Origin of the sequence: Bradyrhizobium sp. 170, from assembly GCF_023101085.1 — a bacterium.
Lineage (GTDB): Bacteria > Pseudomonadota > Alphaproteobacteria > Rhizobiales > Xanthobacteraceae > Bradyrhizobium.
Genome location: NZ_CP064703.1, coordinates 4,569,058 through 4,588,318 on the forward strand (window position 1 = coordinate 4,569,058; position 19,261 = coordinate 4,588,318).

Annotated in this window: 16 protein-coding genes; 12 read left to right on the forward strand and 4 right to left on the reverse strand. The window is 61.6% G+C overall.

Features of this window, described 5'->3' with window-relative positions; translation table 11 throughout:
* Positions 1 to 15: 15 nt before the first annotated feature.
* Together IVB05_RS21260 and IVB05_RS21265 are read right to left on the reverse strand one after the other, a co-directional pair.
* Positions 16 to 846, reverse strand: a complete 831-nt coding sequence (locus IVB05_RS21260) for an alpha/beta hydrolase (RefSeq protein ID WP_247786534.1) — start codon at positions 844 to 846, stop codon at positions 16 to 18.
* A 564-nt stretch (positions 847 to 1,410) separates the two neighbouring features.
* Positions 1,411 to 2,367: an AraC family transcriptional regulator gene (locus IVB05_RS21265; RefSeq protein ID WP_247786535.1), complete on the reverse strand. Its 957-nt coding sequence runs from the start codon at positions 2,365 to 2,367 to the stop codon at positions 1,411 to 1,413.
* A gap of 453 nt (positions 2,368 to 2,820) precedes the next feature.
* Between IVB05_RS21265 and IVB05_RS21270 the strand changes: the two genes are divergently transcribed.
* Positions 2,821 to 3,753 (forward strand): AraC family transcriptional regulator, encoded by a 933-nt coding sequence (locus IVB05_RS21270; RefSeq protein WP_247786536.1) that lies wholly within the window; start codon positions 2,821 to 2,823, stop codon positions 3,751 to 3,753.
* 28 nt (positions 3,754 to 3,781) lie between these two features.
* Here IVB05_RS21270 and IVB05_RS21275 read toward each other — a convergent pair whose 3' ends face one another.
* Positions 3,782 to 4,861 (reverse strand): catalase, encoded by a 1,080-nt coding sequence (locus IVB05_RS21275; RefSeq protein WP_346771871.1) that lies wholly within the window; start codon positions 4,859 to 4,861, stop codon positions 3,782 to 3,784.
* A gap of 166 nt (positions 4,862 to 5,027) precedes the next feature.
* Here IVB05_RS21275 and IVB05_RS21280 point away from each other — a divergent pair, with 166 nt between their 5' ends.
* The 11 genes from IVB05_RS21280 (at position 5,028) to IVB05_RS21330 (ending at position 18,349) form a co-directional block, all read left to right on the forward strand.
* Positions 5,028 to 7,379, forward strand: a complete 2,352-nt coding sequence (locus IVB05_RS21280; RefSeq protein ID WP_247786538.1) for a PAS domain-containing sensor histidine kinase — start codon at positions 5,028 to 5,030, stop codon at positions 7,377 to 7,379.
* Positions 7,380 to 7,396: 17 nt separating this feature from the next.
* The gene (locus IVB05_RS21285; protein ID WP_247786539.1) at positions 7,397 to 8,767 is read left to right on the forward strand and encodes a sigma-54 dependent transcriptional regulator; all 1,371 of its coding nucleotides are present in this window, start codon (positions 7,397 to 7,399) and stop codon (positions 8,765 to 8,767) included.
* Positions 8,768 to 9,068: 301 nt separating this feature from the next.
* Positions 9,069 to 9,317: an RNA chaperone Hfq gene (hfq, locus tag IVB05_RS21290; RefSeq protein ID WP_006020546.1), complete on the forward strand. Its 249-nt coding sequence runs from the start codon at positions 9,069 to 9,071 to the stop codon at positions 9,315 to 9,317.
* 11 nt (positions 9,318 to 9,328) lie between these two features.
* Complete coding sequence (hflX, locus tag IVB05_RS21295) at positions 9,329 to 10,705, forward strand: GTPase HflX (protein WP_247786540.1); 1,377 nt, start codon at positions 9,329 to 9,331, stop codon at positions 10,703 to 10,705.
* 98 nt (positions 10,706 to 10,803) lie between these two features.
* Complete coding sequence (locus tag IVB05_RS21300) at positions 10,804 to 11,970, forward strand: transporter substrate-binding domain-containing protein (RefSeq protein ID WP_247786541.1); 1,167 nt, start codon at positions 10,804 to 10,806, stop codon at positions 11,968 to 11,970.
* Positions 11,967 to 12,584, forward strand: coding sequence for an ANTAR domain-containing protein (locus tag IVB05_RS21305; protein ID WP_247786542.1), 618 nt, complete (start codon positions 11,967 to 11,969; stop codon positions 12,582 to 12,584). The genes IVB05_RS21300 and IVB05_RS21305 overlap by 4 nt, the downstream gene beginning before the upstream one ends.
* A 229-nt stretch (positions 12,585 to 12,813) precedes the next feature.
* Complete coding sequence (locus tag IVB05_RS21310; RefSeq protein WP_256473435.1) at positions 12,814 to 13,704, forward strand: nitrilase family protein; 891 nt, start codon at positions 12,814 to 12,816, stop codon at positions 13,702 to 13,704.
* Positions 13,705 to 13,755: 51 nt separating this feature from the next.
* Positions 13,756 to 14,925, forward strand: coding sequence for a substrate-binding protein (locus IVB05_RS21315; protein WP_247786543.1), 1,170 nt, complete (start codon positions 13,756 to 13,758; stop codon positions 14,923 to 14,925).
* A 67-nt stretch (positions 14,926 to 14,992) separates the two neighbouring features.
* Positions 14,993 to 15,829 carry a branched-chain amino acid ABC transporter permease gene (locus tag IVB05_RS21320; RefSeq protein WP_247786544.1) on the forward strand — a complete coding sequence of 279 codons (837 nt, stop codon included), beginning with the start codon at positions 14,993 to 14,995 and terminating at the stop codon, positions 15,827 to 15,829.
* The gene (locus tag IVB05_RS21325; protein ID WP_346771872.1) at positions 15,822 to 17,651 is read left to right on the forward strand and encodes a branched-chain amino acid ABC transporter ATP-binding protein/permease; all 1,830 of its coding nucleotides are present in this window, start codon (positions 15,822 to 15,824) and stop codon (positions 17,649 to 17,651) included. Before IVB05_RS21320 ends, IVB05_RS21325 begins: the two co-directional genes overlap by 8 nt.
* Entirely contained in the window at positions 17,648 to 18,349 is a 702-nt protein-coding gene (locus IVB05_RS21330) for an ABC transporter ATP-binding protein (RefSeq protein ID WP_247786545.1), read from the forward strand. The genes IVB05_RS21325 and IVB05_RS21330 overlap by 4 nt, the downstream gene beginning before the upstream one ends.
* A 35-nt stretch (positions 18,350 to 18,384) precedes the next feature.
* Here the strand turns inward: IVB05_RS21330 and mazG are convergent, their stop codons facing one another.
* Complete coding sequence (gene mazG / locus IVB05_RS21335) at positions 18,385 to 19,242, reverse strand: nucleoside triphosphate pyrophosphohydrolase (RefSeq protein ID WP_247786546.1); 858 nt, start codon at positions 19,240 to 19,242, stop codon at positions 18,385 to 18,387.
* Between the last annotated feature and the right edge of the window lie 19 nt (positions 19,243 to 19,261).

Sequence of the window (19,261 nt, forward strand, 5' to 3'; positions counted from 1 at the left end):
AGACGTGAAGGAGAACTAGGTCGCCATGAACGCGAGCAGTTCAGCGTTGACGAGGTCGGCATGGGTCGTGCACATGCCGTGCGGCAGCTTCTCGTGGATTTTGAGTTTGCCGTTCTTCAGCAATTTCGCTGAAAGGGGGGCAGAGTCGGCGACAGGCACGATCTGATCGTCATCACCGTGCAGGACGAACGTCGGCACCGTGATGCTCTTCAGGTCTTCGCTGAAGTCGGTCTCCGAAAATGCTTTTATGCCCTCGTGGTGCGCCTTGGCGCTGCCCATCATGGCTTGGCGCCACCAGTTCCAGACAACCGCCTGCGATACCTTGCTGCCCGGGCGATTGTATCCGTAGAATGGACCGCTTGCGAAATCGAGATAGAACTGTGACCTGTTGGCGGCAAGCTGGCTGCGCAAACCGTCGAACACTTCAATAGGCAAGCCGCCGGGATTGGTATCTACCTTCAGCATTAGCGGCGGCACGGCAGCAATCAGTACCAGCTTGGCCACGCGATCCTTGCCGTAACGCGCGACGTAGCGCGTGGCCTCGCCGCCGCCGGTGGAATGGCCGACGTGAACGGCATTGCGAAGATCGAGATGTTCAACGACAGCCGCGACATCGGATGCGTAGTGATCCATGTCGTGCCCGTCGCTCACCTGGCTCGAACGACCATGACCGCGGCGATCATGCGCGATGACGCGATAACCCTTGCCAACGAAGAAGAGCATCTGCGCATCCCAGTCGTCGGAACTAAGTGGCCAGCCGTGATGAAAGACGATCGGCTGAGCGGTCTTCGGGCCCCAATCCTTGTAGAAGATTTGGACGCCATCTTTAGTCGTAACGGTGGTCATGGGTCGTTCCTTTCAGGAAAGCACTTCGTATGTGGTTTGATTCTCTCGAAGATCCGCGCGCTACCGGCCGCTGCTCCTCATGGAGGCAGCGATCGACGACGACGCGAAGACGTGAAACGAAGGCGCCAGGCTGTTATGGAGGCGCGCAATCCAGCATGAGCGGCATCGGCATGGGACGTTCACATGCCGTGCGGCAGCTTCTGGAACTGAGTGGCAAGCCGCGTTGAAAGACGACCGAATGAGCGGGCCTCGGACGCCAATCCCCAGGGATCGGGACGCCGTCCTTGATCATGATGGAAAGCATCGGACTGGTGGTTCGAGCGGCTTGCGCCGGATTTTCCGTCTCTTCGCCAGTCGGCGATGTGAAGCGAACCGTCAATGAAAGCCCGTACATGAGGGCGCTTGCGACGACCCTCCGTCGTGATGTGACGGCATATGGGCCGATCAAATTCTTCCAGGCCATTGCTTGTCTCCTGTAGGCGTGAGCACCGCGATGGTCCTTATCTAGCGGACCAAACCTGTGACTGCCCCAGAGCGATTGCCGGACCTGTCGAGAGATTGCTGTTAACGCCTGCGCCTCCGCCAATCGCTCGGGGTTTCTCCGGTCAGCTTCCGGAACGCCGCGGCAAAGGCGGTTTGCGAGGCATAGCCGAGCTCCTCTGCGACCGAGACGACCGAGGCGTCGGTGTCGCGCAGCATGTTCATGGCTTGCTCGAGCCGGTACTGACGCAGCCAGGCATGCGGCGAAAGGCCGGTGCTCTCCTTGAAGGCGCGGCAGAAGTGGAAGCGCGACAGGCCGGCATCCGAAGCCAGCGCCGCGAGAGAGACGTCCGCATCGCTGTCCGAGCGCAAGCGTTGGGTGGCACGGAGCAGGACCTTCGGCGACAGCCCACCCATGGTCGGCTGGATCGTGGTTGGCGAGCCGGTATGCGCAACCAGCACGCGCGTGGCCAGGAGGTCTGTCAGCTGATGCCTAAACAGCGTATCCAGGGCCCCATTGCCCTCCAGGGAATCGGCCGCGCTCAACAGCAATCGGGATGTGATGGGGTCAGGATGCCCCGTTCGTTCCAGGAGATTGATCGGTGTAGCGGTGTCGGCTTCGTCGGCAACGCGCTTGAGCGTGGTGTGAGGAAGATAGAGCTGAACGACATCAACGGGTTTCGGAATATCCCATCGGGAGCTTGATCCTTCCGGAATGATGATCACAACCCCGGGACGAAACGTTCCAATCGCAACCGATCTTCCTGACCGCCGCTCCACGCGCTGCATCGAGCCGTTGTAAGCCATGATGACGTGATCGGTCATGGGCTCGACGACGTCGTGCAATGGTTCATGTTTCCAGTGGGCGATCGTGCCGCTGGATGGGTCTGAAGCCATGCGGAGCGGTTGGGTGTGAAGCACGCGTGCCATCTCCGCATCGGCAGAACGGCGCTGGGCGTTCAGCAAATCGCGCTGGTGCGCCTCGGAAGTGTCTGGCTGATTTTGGTGCGAAAGATTGCGCGGGATTGACTGGCTGCTCATGAACCTTTCCTCGCCGTTGAGAAGCATCGTTGAGCGTTCGGTGCGCGTTCTAGGCGCGTAGAACTACGGGGTCTTTCCCAAAGCCACCATGCTTTGCCCGATTCTGCTCCAAGCCGCCTTCAGGCGCCTCGCATGCAACCAAAGTCGAAAATCAGGCGCGGCGAACCGCGTCGCTTGCTGCTGTCGAACTGGGCAGTCGACCGAAAACGCTCTCATCTTGAGCGCTGTTGCAAATGGTCAACAGCGCTGACGGCGCGGACGAAGCTATCAAGCTTTGTGTCACGAAACTGACACGGTGCAGCCTCGGTGAAACGGGCAATGGGACCTCGCCGCAAGTCTCGAAAACTTGTTCCGCGGGGAATCTAGACGGTCTCTTGCTGATCCCCGATAATAGTGGCGCGCGAAGCGACGATGACCGGCTCCGGTCGAACTCCACTTATGAGACTGACGCATATGACACAAGCGAGCACCTTCGGCCGGAGGCTCGGGCAGTTCTTGCACCTGAAGGATGCGCCACCGTCGCTGATCACGCGTTCGCTGCGCGGCATGGAGCTCGCGGTCACCGAAACCCGGGATGACAACCCGGTGCCGGGTCTTTCCGGCTCGTTCACCCTTGAGGATGCCTTTGTCGTCAGCCTGAAACTTCACAATTTCCCGGACTGCGAACTCTGGGAGAACGGCAAGTGCATGATGAAGGCGGATGTCCCGGCGGGCGCAACATATCTGTACGATCTCAAGCACGATCCGCGCTATGTGATCGACAAGCCGTTCCACTCCCTGTTTTTCTATTTGCCGCGCTCGGCGCTCGACGGCCTCACTGAGCAGTCCCGCACGTCGCGCGTCGGTCAGCTCGCCTGTGAACTCGGCGTCGGCCATGACGACGCGATCGTCCGTCATATCGGCGCGTCACTGCAGCAAGGGCTGCGTCGGCCGGACGAGACCAACCAGCTTTTCATCGATCACATGATGCTCGCGCTCACCGCGCACGTCGCCCAGACCTATGGCGGACTGCGACACAGCGCCGAACTGGCGCGCGGCGGACTTGCGCCGTGGCAGGCAAAGCGCGCCTGCGAAAGGCTCGAGTCCGACCTCGGCGGAAAGCTTTCATTGCACCAAATCGCGGCAGAGTTTGATCTCTCGGTCAGCCATTTTTCGCGCGCATTTCGCATCTCCACCGGCCAGCCGCCGCACCAATGGCTGCTTCGTCAGCGCGTGAATACAGCCAAGCAATTGATGACGATTCGCGACCTTTCGCTTTCAGAAATTGCAATATCGGCCGGGTTCGCTAATCAAAGCCACTTCACGCGGGTGTTTACTTCCGTGGTCGGCGTCAGCCCCGGAGTGTGGCGTCGCGAAATGCAGGGCGGGCCGGAAAGCGAAACGTGATCGGAGCCGCGGCTGAAGTTTCGTCCGCTCAGCGACGCCTTGTCTGATGCGAGATAGGGTAGGCGACGCGGCGGGCCGCAAACATCTCGTCCGGCGGATGACCGATGCCTTCGGCCAGAGTTGCCGGATTGAAGACGGGCTCGTCGCACGCATCGTTTGCTTCAATGCCGGTGATCACGATCGTTCCCAGCCGAACCGCTTCGCGTCCGTCCTCATCGGGCCATCGGATGGTCACGTCCGTGACGGGGTCGCCGGCACGGTCCAGCAGCGCCATCACGCTGAACCTCATATCGCGAGCCGCGATCCGGGATTCGAGGTCGTGCAGCAAGTCGGTGGCTTTTGCCCTGGCCGCGGCCCCGGGCTGCGTCGCCCGTTCGCCGACTGGCGAGACCTTGAACTTGATGAACCGTGTCTCGCCTTTTGAATTCGTCGCGGGAAACGCATGCACGCCCCAATAGGTTGTGGAGGCAAAGCTTGCGGGCGGCGGATGCGCGGCGATGTAGCTCGCCTGATGCAGCGTCTCGGGATTGGCGGCTGAGAATGCTTCGACCTTTTCCACATCCGGCCTGCCGTCGGGTCCTGGAATGCGCGCTCGGAGGAAAGCCAACATCTGGTCACGCGTTCTCGCGAGATGAACCGGGGCGCTCTGTGTGAAAATTTCCGAGCGCTGGCCATCGCTGCCAAGCCGGAAGCTGAAGCCGCGCAGCAACGTGTCGTTGGTGTCGAGGCCTCCTTCCACCGAGAAACGCGCCAGCACGCGCGATGGTTTGGTGAAGCTACAGGATTTGGTGATCTCCTTGGCCTGATCGGATGGGGCATAGGTGCCGCGAACGCATCGCCCCCTGGCAAAGCTGGCACGTGCCGCCGGAAGGCCGGCTACCCCCTTCATAGCGGCGACGATGGATGTGGAACTGGCAGGGCCGCGCGGGAACTTGGGCAGGATGGGACCTCGGGTTCGAAACGTTGCTGCACGTTTCTGGCGCAGGACAGCTTGAGCGTCTTTCCTGAACCCCCCATGCCTTGTCCGATTATGCGACAAAGCTTGCCGATGACAGCTTGCCCATTGGGTTGCCGTTACGTTGCGGCTAATGGTCGGTGAGGCCTGCATTCGTGATTCGGCGTTTTGGTAATTTTATCACTTGCATGAAAAGAATGCCTGTAAACGCTTGATAATACGATCATCTTACTGATGCCGCATTTCGGCAACATTGTGATATGAATGCATCAGTCCGCGACAGGCGGGCCCAAGCCCTTTCAAATCACCGATTGCCGGAATGACCACCGCAGAGACGACCTCGGCACAACCACTCGACCCGTCGCTAGCCGAATCCGGAGGAGGGATCCTGCGGAAGTGGGTGGCGCCGTTTGCGGTCGCGATCGCGCTGCTGTCGGCATTTCTGACCTTCATGGTCCTGAGCGGCCTGACACCGATCGAGCCGACCCGCCACGTCGTCTATTCGTTCCTGCTGATCAATGCGGCGACCATCCTGCTGCTGGTCGGCATCATCGTCCGCGAAGTCTGGCTGGTGATTCAGGCCCGGCGGCGTGGACGGGCGGCGGCGCGGCTGCACGTCCAGATCGTCAGCCTGTTCTCGATCATTGCCGTGCTGCCGGCGGTGCTGGTCGCCGTCGTCGCCAACGTGACTATCGACCGCGGCCTGGACCGGCTGTTCTCCGGCCCGACACGCGAGGTGATGCAGAACTCGCTGATCGTCGCCCGGGCCTACACCTACGAACATGCGCAGCTGATCCGCGGCGACATCCTGGGGATGGCCAACGACATTGCCCGTGCAAGGCCTCTGTTCGACCAGGACCGCCGGTCGTTTCGCGAATTGCTGACGATGAGCGCCACCTCCCGGAATTTGCCGGGAGCCATGCTGATCGACAAGGATCGCACCGTCCTGGAGACGGCGCAAACCGGCATCAAGCAGGAATTCACGACGCCGCCACAGGACTTTCTCAGCAACGTCAATGAAGAAGAGCCGCAGATCGCGGTCTTCCCCGACGCGAACTACGTGGCGGCGGTGATCCGGTTGCGCGCCTTCGACGATACCTTCCTGTACGTAGCCCGGCTGCTCGATCCCCGCGTGGTCGCGCAGCTCAAGCAGACCGAGGCCAGCGTCGCCGAATACGCCCAGATCGAATCCCGCCGGCTCGGCATTCAGGTCGCCTTCGCGCTGATGTTTGCGGTGATCGCGCTGACCATTCTGATGGCGTCGGTGCTGATCGGGTTGAATTTTGCCAACTGGCTGGTGGCGCCGATCCGAAATTTGATGAGCGCCGCCAATATCGTTTCGACCGGCGATCTGCATGTCCAGGTGCCGGTCCACAAATCCGAAGGCGACCTCGCGCAACTCGGCGAGACCTTCAACAAGATGACGGCCGAACTGCGCACCCAGCGCGACGAGCTGGTCAGCGCTTCGGACCTGATCGACAGCCGCCGCCGCTTCATCGAGGCGGTATTGTCCTCGGCCAGCGCCGGCATCATCGGCGTCGACGCCTCGGGCAGCGTCGGCATCCTGAACCGCTCGGCCGAGAAACTGATCGGCCATGCCGAATCCGAGACGCTGGATCATCCGCTTTCGGATGTGTTGCCCGAGCTCGACGACATGATGAAGACCGCGCGCGAGGGCACGCAGCGCTTGGTGCAGGGCCAGATCACGATTACGCGCGACGGCCATGAGCGCAATTTGTCGGTCCGCGTCAGCGCCGAGCAAACCAGCCAGTCGCGCGACAGCTACATCATCACGCTCGACGACATCACGGAGCTCGTCTCCGCGCAGCGGACATCGGCATGGGGCGACGTTGCGCGCCGCATCGCCCACGAAATCAAGAACCCGCTGACGCCGATCCAGCTTTCGGCCGAACGCATTCGCCGTAAATTCGGCAAGGTCATCACCGAAGACAAGGGCATCTTCGAGCAGTGTACCGACACCATCGTGCGGCAGGTCGACGACATCAGGCGGATGGTTGATGAATTCTCTCGCTTCGCGCGGATGCCAAAGCCGGTCATGGAGGGCGAGGACGTCGCCGACACCGTGCGGCAGGCGGTATTCCTGATGAAGGTTGGGCATCCCGATCTCGATATCGAGGCCGATATCAAGCAGGATCCGATGCGCGCGCAGTTCGACCGCCGGCTGATTTCGCAGGCGCTGACCAACATCATCAAGAACGCGACGGAGGCGATCGAGCAGGTGCCGCCGGAAGAACTCGGCAAGGGACGCATCGACGTCATTGCCGCGCGCGAAAACGACGACATCGTGATCGACGTGATCGACAATGGTATAGGCCTGCCGAAGGTGAGCCGTGCGCGGCTGCTGGAGCCCTATGTGACGACGCGCCAGAAGGGCACCGGGCTCGGGCTCGCCATCGTCGGCCGCGTGCTGGAAGACCATGGCGGCCGCATCGAACTCAAGGATGCCTCCGATTTCAGGGCAGGGCAGCGCGGCGCCTGGATGCGGCTGCGGTTCGCCGTGTCCGGTCATGCGCCGAAGGCGGAAGCAAAGCAGCCGGATTCGGGCACGAAACCGCAGGTTGACCAAACAAAAGCGCCGTCAGGCGAAACCAATGAGGCGGCATCCGCGACCAATGATGAAGCAAAAACCGAAGCCGCGACAGGCAACTGACAAGACAGGTGTAACCCATGGCCAGTGACATTCTGATTGTCGATGACGAAGCCGATATTCGTGACCTCGTTGCGGGCATCCTGGACGACGAAGGTTTCAGTACCCGGACCGCGCGCGACAGCGATTCCGCCCTTGGCGAGATTGCCAACCGCCGTCCGCATCTGGTGTTTCTCGACATCTGGCTGCAGGGCTCCAAGCTCGACGGCCTGCAACTGCTCGAGCAGATCAAGAAGGATCACGCCGACGTTCCTGTGGTGATGATCTCCGGCCACGGCAACATCGAGACCGCGGTGGCTGCGATCAAGCGCGGCGCCTATGACTTCATCGAAAAGCCGTTCAAGTCGGACCGGTTGATCCTGGTGGCGACACGGGCGCTGGAAACCTCGCGGCTCAAGCGCGAGGTGAAGGAACTCAAGCAACTGGCTCCCACCGCGAGCGTTCTCACCGGCCGCTCCGCCTGCATGAACCAGTTGCGCCAAACCATCGATCGGGCGGCCAAGGCCAACAGCCGCATCCTGATCGTCGGCCCCTCCGGTTCGGGCAAGGAACTGGCCGCGCGCACGCTGCACAATGCATCGAGCCGCTCTGAAGGACCGTTCGCGGTGATCAACGCCGCGGCGATCACGCCGGAGCGGATGGAAGTCGAGTTGTTCGGTATCGAGCAGTCGAACGGCGAGCAGGCGCGCAAGCCGGGCGCGCTGGAAGAGGCCCACGGCGGTACGCTGTTCATCGACGAAATCGCCGACATGCCGCGCGAGACCCAGAACAAGATCCTGCGCGTGCTGGTCGATCAGACCTTTCAGCGCTCGGGCGGCACCGCCAAGATTCATGTCGATGTTCGCATCATCTCCTCGACGGCGCGCAACCTGGAGGAAGAGATCGCAGAAGGGCGCTTCCGCGAGGATCTCTACCATCGGCTGTCGGTGGTGCCGATCCGCGTCCCCCCGCTGTCGGAACGCCGCGAGGACATCCCCGAACTGATCGACTATTTCATGGACCAGATATCGGCGGCGACGGGCTTGCCGAAGCGGCAGATCGGCCAGGACGCCATGGCGGTGTTGCAGTCGCATGTCTGGCCCGGCAACGTCCGCCAGCTCCGCAATAATGTCGAGCGCGTCATGATTCTGGCCGGCGGCGGCCCTGAAGTGATCATCACCGCCGACATGCTGCCTCAGGATGTGGGTTCGATGGTGCCGGCGATGCCGACCAGCAACAATGGCGAGCACATCATGGGGCTGCCGCTACGTGAGGCGCGGGAGGTGTTCGAGCGTGACTACCTGATCGCGCAGATCAGCCGGTTCTCGGGCAACATTTCGCGCACCGCCGAATTCGTCGGCATGGAGCGTTCGGCGCTACACCGCAAGCTCAAGGCGCTTGGGGTTGGCTGAGACTTGAGTGAATCGCGCGTTCGCTGCCTGCCGGAATCTGCGGCTCATCTCGCTCGCTTTGAGCCGATCCATGCACTTGCTTTGGAATATTTATCTCTTTCCGCGCTTTTATGGAGAATGGCCACTGGGTTCCGGCTAGGCAGGGTCCGAACCGGCTTGCCTTAAAAGCGCGCGTACCCTCTAATCGTATTGCCGAGCCGACCGGAGGGGGATCTCAGGGGACGCCGGCAAGTCGGGGGCAGGCTCCATGAGAGAGCAACAGCCGGCTTAATAAAAAGAAACACACTGCGGGACAAAAACAATGGCGGCAGACCGCGCACAAAATCTACAAGACACCTTCCTGAATCACGTTCGTAAGACAAAAACGCCACTAACGATCTTTCTGGTCAATGGAGTGAAGCTGCAGGGGATTGTTACCTGGTTTGACAACTTCTGCTTGCTGCTTCGGCGCGACGGTCATTCGCAGCTTGTCTACAAGCATGCGATCTCGACCATCATGCCGGGGGCCCCGATTCAGTTGTTCGAAGGCGGCGAGGATGCTCCGGCTTGAGAGTGAACTGATTGGAACCCCTCAACCGTGAAGGGAACGCCGATCGTCCGCGGTCGGCGGAGGGTAAGCAAAGCGGGCGGGTGATCGTCATCGGCCCTTATTTGCGAATGCGCCGCGGCGATGCCGATGCGCAGGCGAACGACGTCGTGCGCGATTCCGAGGCCCGGCTCGAGGAAGCGACGGGTCTGGCGCGCGCCATCGACCTCACGATCGCAGACGCGCTGATTGCGCCGGTCAGCCAGATCAGGCCTGCGACCTATCTCGGCAAGGGCAAGGTCGAGGAGATCACCGGCCTGATCGCGGGCCACGACATCGAACTTGTGGTGTTGGATTGCGCGCTGTCGCCGATCCAGCAGCGCAATCTCGAGAAGGCCTGGAACACCAAGGTTCTCGACCGCACCGGACTGATCCTGGAAATCTTCGGCCGCCGCGCCAAGACCAAGGAAGGTTCGCTGCAGGTCGAACTGGCGCATCTCAATTATCAGCGAAGCCGGCTGGTGCGCTCCTGGACCCATCTGGAGCGCCAGCGCGGCGGATTCGGATTCATGGGCGGCCCCGGCGAGACCCAGATCGAGGCCGACCGCCGCCTGATCGGCGATCGCATCACGCGGCTGGAGAACGAACTGAAGAAGGTGCAGGCGACGCGGCGGCTGCATCGCGCCGGCCGGCAGCGTGTGCCGTATCGCGTGGTAGCGCTGGTCGGCTACACCAACGCCGGCAAGTCGACGCTGTTCAACCGGCTCACGCGCGCCGATGTGCAGGCGGCCGACATGCTGTTTGCGACGCTCGACCCGACCCTGCGCGCGCTGAGCCTGCCGCATGGCGGCAAGGCGATGTTGTCCGATACCGTCGGATTCATTTCCAACCTGCCGACCCAGCTCGTCGCCGCGTTTCGCGCCACGCTGGAAGAGGTGCTTGAGGCCGATATCATTCTCCATGTTCGCGACATCTCGCATGAAGACGCGGAGGCGCAGGAGCGCGACGTCGACACCGTGCTGCGTCAGCTCGGCATCGATCCCGACTCTGGCGCACGCATCCTCGAAGTCTGGAACAAGATCGATCGCTTCGATCCCGACGAACGCGAAAATTTGCGCAACATCGCCGCGCGCCGTCCGCCGGAGCGGCCGTGTTTCCTGGTGTCCGCCGTATCAGGCGAGGGCGTGAATGAGCTGTTGACCGCGATCGAGGATCGGCTGGCGGCAACACGCACGACACTCGTTCTGTCGATCGATGCTTCCGACGGCGCCGGCATCAGCTGGCTGCATCGCAATGCCGAAGTGCTCAACAAGGAACTCCACGACGGACGCTTCGACATGACCGTGCGCGTCGACGAGACCAAGCGCGACATCGTGGTATCGCGCTTCGATGCGGTGCCGCACGTGGCGTGACGGGGATACGATCCCTTGTCAGGACGCCATTCCAGCGCCTAATGGTTTGCAGCCGGGGGTGACGTCCGGCTTGAGCCGCAAATGAGAGAGGTGCTGCGATGATCAACCGGGCCGGGTCCGGCGCCGAGACTTGGCGGGTTGGGGTTCTGTTTTCCCGGTCGGGGGTGATGGAGGTTACCGAGACCGAGCACTTCTTTGGCACCGCCCTGGCAATCCAGGAAATCAACCAGAGTGGCGGTATCCGCGGCCGTGAGATCGAAGTGGTCGCTTACGATCCGGGATCGAATCCCGAAACCTACCGAAAGCTCGCGGACAGGCTGCTCACCGAGGATGGAATCTCGGTCATTTTCGGCTGCAGCACTTCGGCTGCGCGCAAGGCCATCCTGCCGGCCATCGAGCGTCGTAACGGCCTGCTCTGGTATCCATCGCTCTACGAGGGATTCGAATACTCGCCCAACGTGATCTATACCGGCGCTTCTCCCAACCAGAACAGTTTTCCGCTTGCGGAGTATCTGGTCCGGAACTACGGCAGGCGGGTGTTTCTCGTCGGTTCGGACTACGTCTATCCGCGCGAATCCAATCGGATCATGCGCGATCTCATCGTCGCCCATGGCGGCGAAATCGCCGGCGAACTCTACGTGCCGATGGAGGCGTCGCCGTCACAGTTGCAAGCCGTCTTGAATGAAGTGAGGGAGCAGCAGCCGGACGTATTATTCTCGACGGTCGTCGGACGACCGGCACGGGACTTCTATCGGCTCTATCACGATGCCGGGTTCGACGCGGCGCAAATGCCGATTGCGAGCTTGACGATTGCGGAGGGAGAGATACGGGAAATCGGCGCCGAGTTTTGTACGGGCCACATCACCGCCGCCACCTATTTCGGATCGCTCGATAGCGACAGCAACAGAACGTTTGTCGCCAATTTTCATCGCCTTTTCGGCGCAGCGAAGCCGATCAGCATGTGGAGCGCCGGCGCCTATGCGCAGGTTCGCCTTTTCGCCCTCGCACTGGAAATCGCCGGGACGCTGGATACGCAACGTCTCGTCGACGCGGCGCTCGGTCTTTCATTTGAAGCCCCGGAAGGTTCGATCCGGATCGATCCCGAAAACAATCATACCTGGCTGACGCCACGGATCGGCAAGGTTCGCCGTGACGGTGGTTTCGACATCGTGTGGGAAGCGAAGTCAGCGGTGAAGCCGGATCCCTACCTTGCGGTCACGCCACTCGGCAGCCGCTGGATCAGCGACGGGACGCTCGCATCATGAAGCCCGGTATCCGCCGCCTGATGGAGGATTTGCGGGGCGCCCGAGTCCTGGTGGTGCATCCGCGCGACGCCGAGGGAGATGCATTGATCGATCAGTTGAAGCGGATAGGGTGCAACGTCCGTGGCCTCTGGCCGCCGCCGGCAGAAATTCCCCGCGACGTCGACACCGTCTTCCATCTTGTCGAAGCCGCCGAGACACCAGACTTCACGGCATCGGCAACAGACGACGGCCCGACTTTTGTGGCGATCATCGACTATGAAAACCCAACTGTGCTGAAGCGGCTGCTCGATAGCAACGCGCATGGCGTTGTGAACAAGCCGATCCGGTCGTTCGGTATCCTTTCATCTCTCGTACTTGCCCGCTCGGCCCACGGTTATGCGCGGCGTCTCCAAGGGAAAGTCCAGAAACTCGAGGAAACGCTGAAGGCGCGCCGCGACGTCGATAAGGCCGTCAAGATTCTTGTCAGCCTCAAGAAGATTGGCGAGACGGAGGCCTATGAGCTCATCCGCCAGCAGGCGACGCAGAAGCGGCTGTCGATGGCCCAGGTCGCAGCGACGATCATCGGCGCGCAGGAAGTTCTTGGCGGCCTCGGTCTGATGGATGGCAGCGACTGACCCGACTGCGCGTTGCATGACCAATCGTGCCGATTATTTCGCCGTCCGGAAACATTGACTCTCCGTCGAAGGTAGGCAATCATCTCGGCAGATGTCTTGAAGTTTGATCTTCGAGAACATCGCAGCGGCCGGTAGGCTGCTTTCATAATCGGCTATGTAGCCCTCGATTGGAGCCTGTCTGGCACCATCGGGGGTTTTTTGTTTTGCGCGCTCGAAGGAGCCTCGATCGATGACGTCGGACGTTTTCATGGATGCCAAAGGCGGGCTGTTTACAGTTGCTTGTATTCAGATGCAGCCAAGCTTCGGCAACGTGACCCTGAACGTGGAGCGTAGCCTGCACTTGATCGACAAGGCCGTCGAGAAGGGCGCAAATCTCGTTGTCCTCCCGGAGCTCTGCAATACGGGCTACATGTTTGCTTGCCGAGAGGAAGCATTTGCGATTGCGGAAGAGATCCCCGCGGGGCCGACGGTCGCGGCATGGATCGCGCGTGCGGCGCGCCATCGGCTCCATCTCGTTGCCGGCATTTGCGAGCGGGCAGGGGCCAGCCTCTATAACAGCGCGGTCGTGATCGGCCCGGACGGCTTTGTTGGTACGTTTCGCAAGATGCATTTGTGGAACGAGGAGGCGCTCTACTTCGAACCCGGCGATCTCGGATTCCCCGTGTTCCAAACGCCGATCGGCCGCATCGGCGTAGCGATTTGCTACGACGGCTGGTTTCCCGAGACGTTCAGGCTTTGCGCATTGCAGGGCGCCGACATCGTCTGCGTGCCCACCAATTGGGTACCGATTCCGGGACAGGCGGAAGGTCGCCAGGCCATGGCCAACATCCTCGCGATGGGGGCGGCGCATAGCAACTCGATGTTCATCGCCTGCGCCGATCGCGTCGGGATCGAGCGAGGCCAAGCCTTTGAGGGACAGAGCCTCATCGTCAGCTACACCGGGTGGCCTGTTGCCGGGCCCGCCAGCCGGGACTCTGAAGAGATCGTTCTTGCCGAGGTCAATCTCAGTGAGGCCCGGCGCAAGCGAAACTGGAATGCCTTCAACCAGGTGCTGCGGGACCGTCGAACCGACGTCTACGACGAGATGCTCGGAAGCAGCGCAAAGTCTGGTTGGTACTGATCGATGATCCCTCCATCCACCGAAATTGTCACCAACAGGAGAAGAGAAGTCATGAATCCAATTCGCTCGCTTTCTGCAGCACTGCTCTTGACCGTGTCTACGGCAGCACTGCCGAGCTTCGCGTTCGCCGCCGATCCCATCAAGATCGGCGTTCCCGTGGGCCTGTCCGGCGCCAACAGCGTCGTTGCGCCGTCTGTCGTGCAATCCGCTCAGCTTGCCGTCGACGAGATCAACGCCAAAGGCGGCGTGCTCGGCCGGCAACTCGTGCTTGAAGTCGCCGACGATGCATCCGGCGCCGCCGGCGCGCAGAAGGCCTTCGACGCCTTGATCTCGCAGAAAAAGGTCGACGTACTGATCTCCATGGAGACAAGCGCTGCCCGCAACGCCGCTTTGCCGATCGTCGCAAGAAGCAAGACGCCCTACATCTACACCTCGTTCTACGAGGGCAAGTCCTGCAGTCCATTCATGTTCGTCAACGCCTGGGTCCCCGAACAGCAGGTGCCGCCGATCGTGGATTATTTCAGCAAGGAGAGCGGCGCGAAGGCATACTTCCTGATCGGCTCCGACTATGCTTTTGGCCGCGGAATGCTCGCGTTCACCAGAAAGTACATCGAAAAGATCGGCGGCAAGGTGGTAGGCGAGGAGTATCTGCCAATGGACGGCAGCGACTGGACTTCGATCATATCCAAGTTGAAAAGCGCCGCGCCGGATGCGCTTATCACCTCAACGGCAGGCGGCGCGCCAAACGTGACGTTGACCAAGCAGCTTCGCGCCGCGGGCGTCAAACTGCCGTATGGAAATCTCGCGGTCGACGAAGGAACGGCGAAGGCAATGGGAACGGATGCGGAGGGCATCTTCCTGTCGGCCTCCTATATCACGGGAATTGAAACCGCTGCGAACAAGACCTTTCTGGCTGACATAGCCAGGAAGTTCGGCAAGGACGCGAAAACGCCGAATGATCTTTCGGTTCCGCAGTATGAAGCGGTCTATGCGTACAAGGCGGCGGTCGAAAATGCCGGCGGCACAGAAAGCGCGGCCGTGCTGAAGGCGCTCGCCGAGGTCAGCGTCACCGGGCCGCGCGGAACGATCGTCATGTCCAAGCAGCATCACGCACCCCTGAACATGTATCTGGGGCAGGTCCAGGGTGATGGCAGGGTAAAGGTCATCAAGAGTTTTCCGAGCGTTGATCCCGGCGATCAATGCCCGAACCTGAAATCCTGAGTTCTTGTTAGAGCCGCCTGCGGCCACGTCGCTGCCGCAGGCGGCATAATCTCCGGAGCGGAACTTCATGATCGCACTGACGCTGGATATCCTCACCACCGCAGCGATCCTGTTTATCGTCGCCAGCGGTCTGTTGATCGTGTTCGGCGTGATGAAGATCATCAATTTTGCCCATGGAGCGTTCATGACCGTCGGCGCCTATGCCGCGCTGATCACGTCCAATCTTGCGTTACCAGCAATCATGGCTCCGTTTCTTGCCTTCGTTCTCGGTGGGGTTCTTGGCGCCGCCGCGGAATACGTGATCGTGAGGCGGCTATATCATCGCCCCCTCGATGCGATCCTTGCGACCTGGGGGCTGGCCATTGTCGTAGGGCAGGTCGTAACGCTCATTTTCGGGCGAGGGGTGCAATTCGTCCCGGCGCCTATCTCCGGCACGACGGCCGTGTTCGGTGAAAATTATTCCGGGTATCGCCTCCTTCTCATCCCGGTCGCCATCCTGATCGGCGCTCTGTTTACTGCGCTTCTTACCGGCACCAGGCTCGGTCTCAACACGCGCGCCGTCATCATGAACGAAACGCTGGCACAGGGGCTCGGCATCGACAGCGGCCGGGTGCGCCTTTTGACCTTCGGAATCGGCAGCGGGTTGGCGGCCGTCGCGGGGGCCGCGGTCACTCCGCTCACCAGCGTCGATCCCAACATGGGGCTGCCATGGCTGATCGGCGCATTCATGCTGGTCATGGTTTCCGGCGGTTCGATGTTGACGCTGGCGCTCGCGTGTTTCGCGCTCGGCGGGCTGCAGGTGCTGGTGAGCACCTTCGTCAGCCCGATCCTCGGAGGCTTGACCATTGCGGTGCTCGCCGCGGTGGCGTTACGGCTCCGGCCGGAAGGATTCGCCGGTGCCTGATCTGACTTCCACCTTGCCGGCCGGCGCCAGCCAACGAAGAAGTGCGTCACAGGCCGCAGGGTTGCTTGCGTTGCCGTGGCTCTTTGCCATCGCGCTGGTCGTTGCAGGCCCCTGGATCCTCGACGCCTACACCGTCAATATTCTGATCCGTGCGTTCTTCGTCGCGACGGTGGCCCTGACGGTCGATGCTCTCTGGGGGCATAGCGGCTATCTCACATTTGGCCAATCCGCCTTCTTCGGGCTCGGCGCCTATGTTCTGGCGATCGTCTTCATGCGCCTTGGCTTCGGACCGGCGCAGGTATTGACGGCTGTTGCGATCACCATTGGCGGTGCTGCGGCACTTGCCGCCTTTGTCGGCTGGTTATCTTTCTATTCCGGGTCCACACCGCTCTACGCATCGGTGATCTCCCTCGTGCTGCCGATCGTCATGGTGCAGCTCCTGTACTCCGGAGGCGAGTTTACCGGGTCCTCCAGCGGACTGGTCGGCTTCGAGAGCTTCGAGCTGTCCACCGAGGCCTGGTTTCGAATTGCCGGGCTGTTCGCGCTGACGGCGACGTTGATAGCGAAGATCGGAATTTCCAGCGACGCCGGCCGTCTGCTGGGCGCTATCAGGGACAACGAGATGCGTTGCGCATATCTCGGTCTGGACACGGCGCGTATTCGGATCGCGCTTCTCGTTCTGTGCGCCATTGTCGCCGCGCTGGCGGGATCAGGCTATGCCGGCTTCGGAGGCATTGCCGCGCCGGAAAATGCGAGCTTCACGTTTGGAACGCAGCTCGTCATCATGGTCGCTCTCGGCGGACGAGGGACGCTGGTTGGCGCCATAGCAGGGGCGCTCCTTATCGAAACCGCGAGCGCTTATCTCTCCGGCAGCCTGCCGTTTGTCTGGGAGCTCATTATCGGGGTTTCGTTCATCGTCGTTATCGTTGTACTGCCGCGGGGTCTCTTCGGCGGTTTGCGTGACGTGCTGGGCTCCACCGCTCGGGCGAAATTGTCGGAACCTTCTGCAATCAGGCTTGAAACGGCGGGTCGAACGACTCCGATCTCTTCGGCGGAGGACGTGGTCGTTGAAGTCGCCGGGCTGTCCAGGAGCTTCGGTAGTCTGTCGGTTCTTTCCGATGTGTCGTTCTCCGCGCGTCGGGGTGAACTAGTCAGCCTCGTTGGTCCCAACGGAGCGGGCAAGACGACGTTGATCCGGTGTCTTGCCGACGGCGGCGAGCGCTCGGACGGATCGGTCAAGATCATGGGGCGGTCGATCAACCGTCTGCCCCCGCATCGCATCGTCGCCCTCGGACTTGGCCGCAAATTCCAGGCAGCTTCGGTGTTCGAGACCTTGAGCGTGGCGGATTGCCTCCGGGTCGCGCGCACAAGGCACGAGCGTCCTTCCTTTCTCTTCGCGTCGAATACGCTGGCGCTGCCGACCGCTGCACGTGCCGTGCTGGAAACCTCCGGTCTTGCCGAGCGGCTGCATGAGGAGGCCCGCTTCCTGAGCCACGGATTGAAGCAGGCGCTGGAGCTGGCGATGGTGCTGGCGCTCGAACCGGAGGTCGTGCTGCTCGACGAGCCCACGGCCGGACTCACGCGCGCCGAGCGCCACCGGTTTGCAGAACTCCTGACCGCCCTCGCAAGCGTCGACCGGTTGTGCGTTCTGATCGTTGAACACGACCTCGATTTCGTGCGCGAGATTTCGTCGCGCATCATCGTCCTCCATCAAGGCCGGATCGCGCTGGATGGTACGGTCGAGGAAGTCGTCGATTCCCCGCTGGTGCAGGAAATCTACAGCGGGCATCGTTCCAAAGCGGCTGGGGAGGTCAACCGTTGAACGCCATTTTGGAGGTTGCAAATGTGTCGAGCGGCTACGGTAGCTCGATGGTCGTACGCGGTGCGTCTCTTCAGGTCGCGCCGGGAGAGATCGTTGCCGTCGTTGGCAAGAACGGCATGGGCAAGACCTCGCTGCTCAAGACCATTTTGGGATTTCTCCCGGCGAGGAGCGGCGCGGTGATGCTCGACGGCAGGGATGTCACGCGATTGTCTTCGCATCTGAAGCGCAGGCTGGCGCTCGCTTACGCGCCCCAGGAACAATCCCTGTTCCAGGATCTTACGGTTCGCGAGAACCTCCGGCTCGGGCTCATGAGCGATGCCGGTTTCGATCAGTGTCTTGCGAAAGTCGCCACCTGGTTTCCCATTCTGACTTCAAGACTTCGTCAGCGCGCCGGAACGCTTTCCGGAGGTGAGCAGAAGATGCTCGTCGTCGCACGAGGTTTGATCGCCCAACCCCGCATTTTCCTGCTCGACGAAGTGACCGAGGGCTTGCAGCCAACCATCGTTGACCGGGTTGCCGAGGTGCTGGACCTGACGCGGCGCGAGCAGGGGACCGCTATGCTCGTGGTGGAACAGCATATCCCGTTCGTGCTCGATCTCGCGGATCGTTTCGCGGTGTTCAAGCGAGGCGAAGTCGTCGATGCCGGCGCGATCGATGCCGGGTCTGCGGCGCGCATTGAAGAGCACATGCGGCTGTAGCCGTCCGCGGCTCGGAATTGTGCCGCATCGGCCGATCACCGGTGGCCGTTGGCTTTCGCGGTGGCCGGCGCGGTCGGCTGCTCCGCGCCCTTGGCCTCGTCCCACAGGGCGTCCATCTCTTCGAGCGACGCGCCCTCGAGCGAATGGCCCTTTGCCGCGAGCGCCTGCTCGATATAGGCGAAGCGGCGCTCGAACTTGGCGTTGGTGCTACGCAGCGCGGTTTCGGGATCAGCGCCGACGTGGCGGGCCAGGTTGACCAGCGCGAACAGGAGATCGCCGGTTTCGGCCGCGAGCTCTTCAGGTTTGCCGTCGTCGAGCGCAGCTTCGATCTCGTCGGCCTCCTCACGGATCTTGTGCAGCACCGCGCGGGGATCGTTCCAGTCGAAGCCGACGGTGGAGGCCTTGCGCTGTAATTCCATCGCGCGCGTCAAGGCGGGCTGGCCGGCCTTGACGGTTGCGAGCAGGGATTTGTGCGTCGTCTCTTCCGGCGCTCGCCGCGCCGCACGCTCGGCCTTTTCTTCGGCCTTGATGCGTTCCCAGGCGCTCTTGACGCCGGCGGGGGCGATATTGCCGTCCTTGTCGACGAACACATGCGGATGACGGCGTATCATCTTCCTTGTGATCGCTTCGACCACGTCGCCGAAAGCAAAGGCGTTTTGCTCTTCCGCCATGCGTGCGTGATAGACGACCTGCAACAGGAGATCGCCCAGTTCCTCGCGGAGGTCATCGAAATCGCCGCGTGTAATTGCGTCGGCTACCTCATAGGCCTCCTCGATGGTGTAGGGCGCAATCGTCGCAAAGTTCTGTTCGAGGTCCCACGGGCAACCGGTGACAGGCGTGCGCAGCGCCGCCATGATTTCGAGCAGCCGTGAAATATCGCGGGAAGGGGTCATGGGAATTCCGTTACCGGGG

What these genes read in the sequence shown, in the direction of transcription:
- IVB05_RS21280 (WP_247786538.1), top strand. Translation starts at nt 5,028, where the DNA reads ATGACCACCGCAGAGACGACCTCGGCACAACCACTCGACCCGTCGCTA.
- hfq (WP_006020546.1), top strand. Translation starts at nt 9,069, where the DNA reads ATGGCGGCAGACCGCGCACAAAATCTACAAGACACCTTCCTGAATCAC.
- IVB05_RS21315 (WP_247786543.1), top strand. Translation starts at nt 13,756, where the DNA reads ATGAATCCAATTCGCTCGCTTTCTGCAGCACTGCTCTTGACCGTGTCT.
- IVB05_RS21310 (WP_256473435.1), top strand. Translation starts at nt 12,814, where the DNA reads ATGACGTCGGACGTTTTCATGGATGCCAAAGGCGGGCTGTTTACAGTT.
- IVB05_RS21320 (WP_247786544.1), top strand. Translation starts at nt 14,993, where the DNA reads ATGATCGCACTGACGCTGGATATCCTCACCACCGCAGCGATCCTGTTT.
- IVB05_RS21265 (WP_247786535.1), bottom strand. Translation starts at nt 2,367, where the DNA reads ATGAGCAGCCAGTCAATCCCGCGCAATCTTTCGCACCAAAATCAGCCA.
- IVB05_RS21300 (WP_247786541.1), top strand. Translation starts at nt 10,804, where the DNA reads ATGATCAACCGGGCCGGGTCCGGCGCCGAGACTTGGCGGGTTGGGGTT.
- mazG (WP_247786546.1), bottom strand. Translation starts at nt 19,242, where the DNA reads ATGACCCCTTCCCGCGATATTTCACGGCTGCTCGAAATCATGGCGGCG.
- IVB05_RS21270 (WP_247786536.1), top strand. Translation starts at nt 2,821, where the DNA reads ATGACACAAGCGAGCACCTTCGGCCGGAGGCTCGGGCAGTTCTTGCAC.
- IVB05_RS21260 (WP_247786534.1), bottom strand. Translation starts at nt 846, where the DNA reads ATGACCACCGTTACGACTAAAGATGGCGTCCAAATCTTCTACAAGGAT.
- IVB05_RS21285 (WP_247786539.1), top strand. Translation starts at nt 7,397, where the DNA reads ATGGCCAGTGACATTCTGATTGTCGATGACGAAGCCGATATTCGTGAC.
- IVB05_RS21305 (WP_247786542.1), top strand. Translation starts at nt 11,967, where the DNA reads ATGAAGCCCGGTATCCGCCGCCTGATGGAGGATTTGCGGGGCGCCCGA.
- IVB05_RS21275 (WP_346771871.1), bottom strand. Translation starts at nt 4,861, where the DNA reads ATGCAGGCCTCACCGACCATTAGCCGCAACGTAACGGCAACCCAATGG.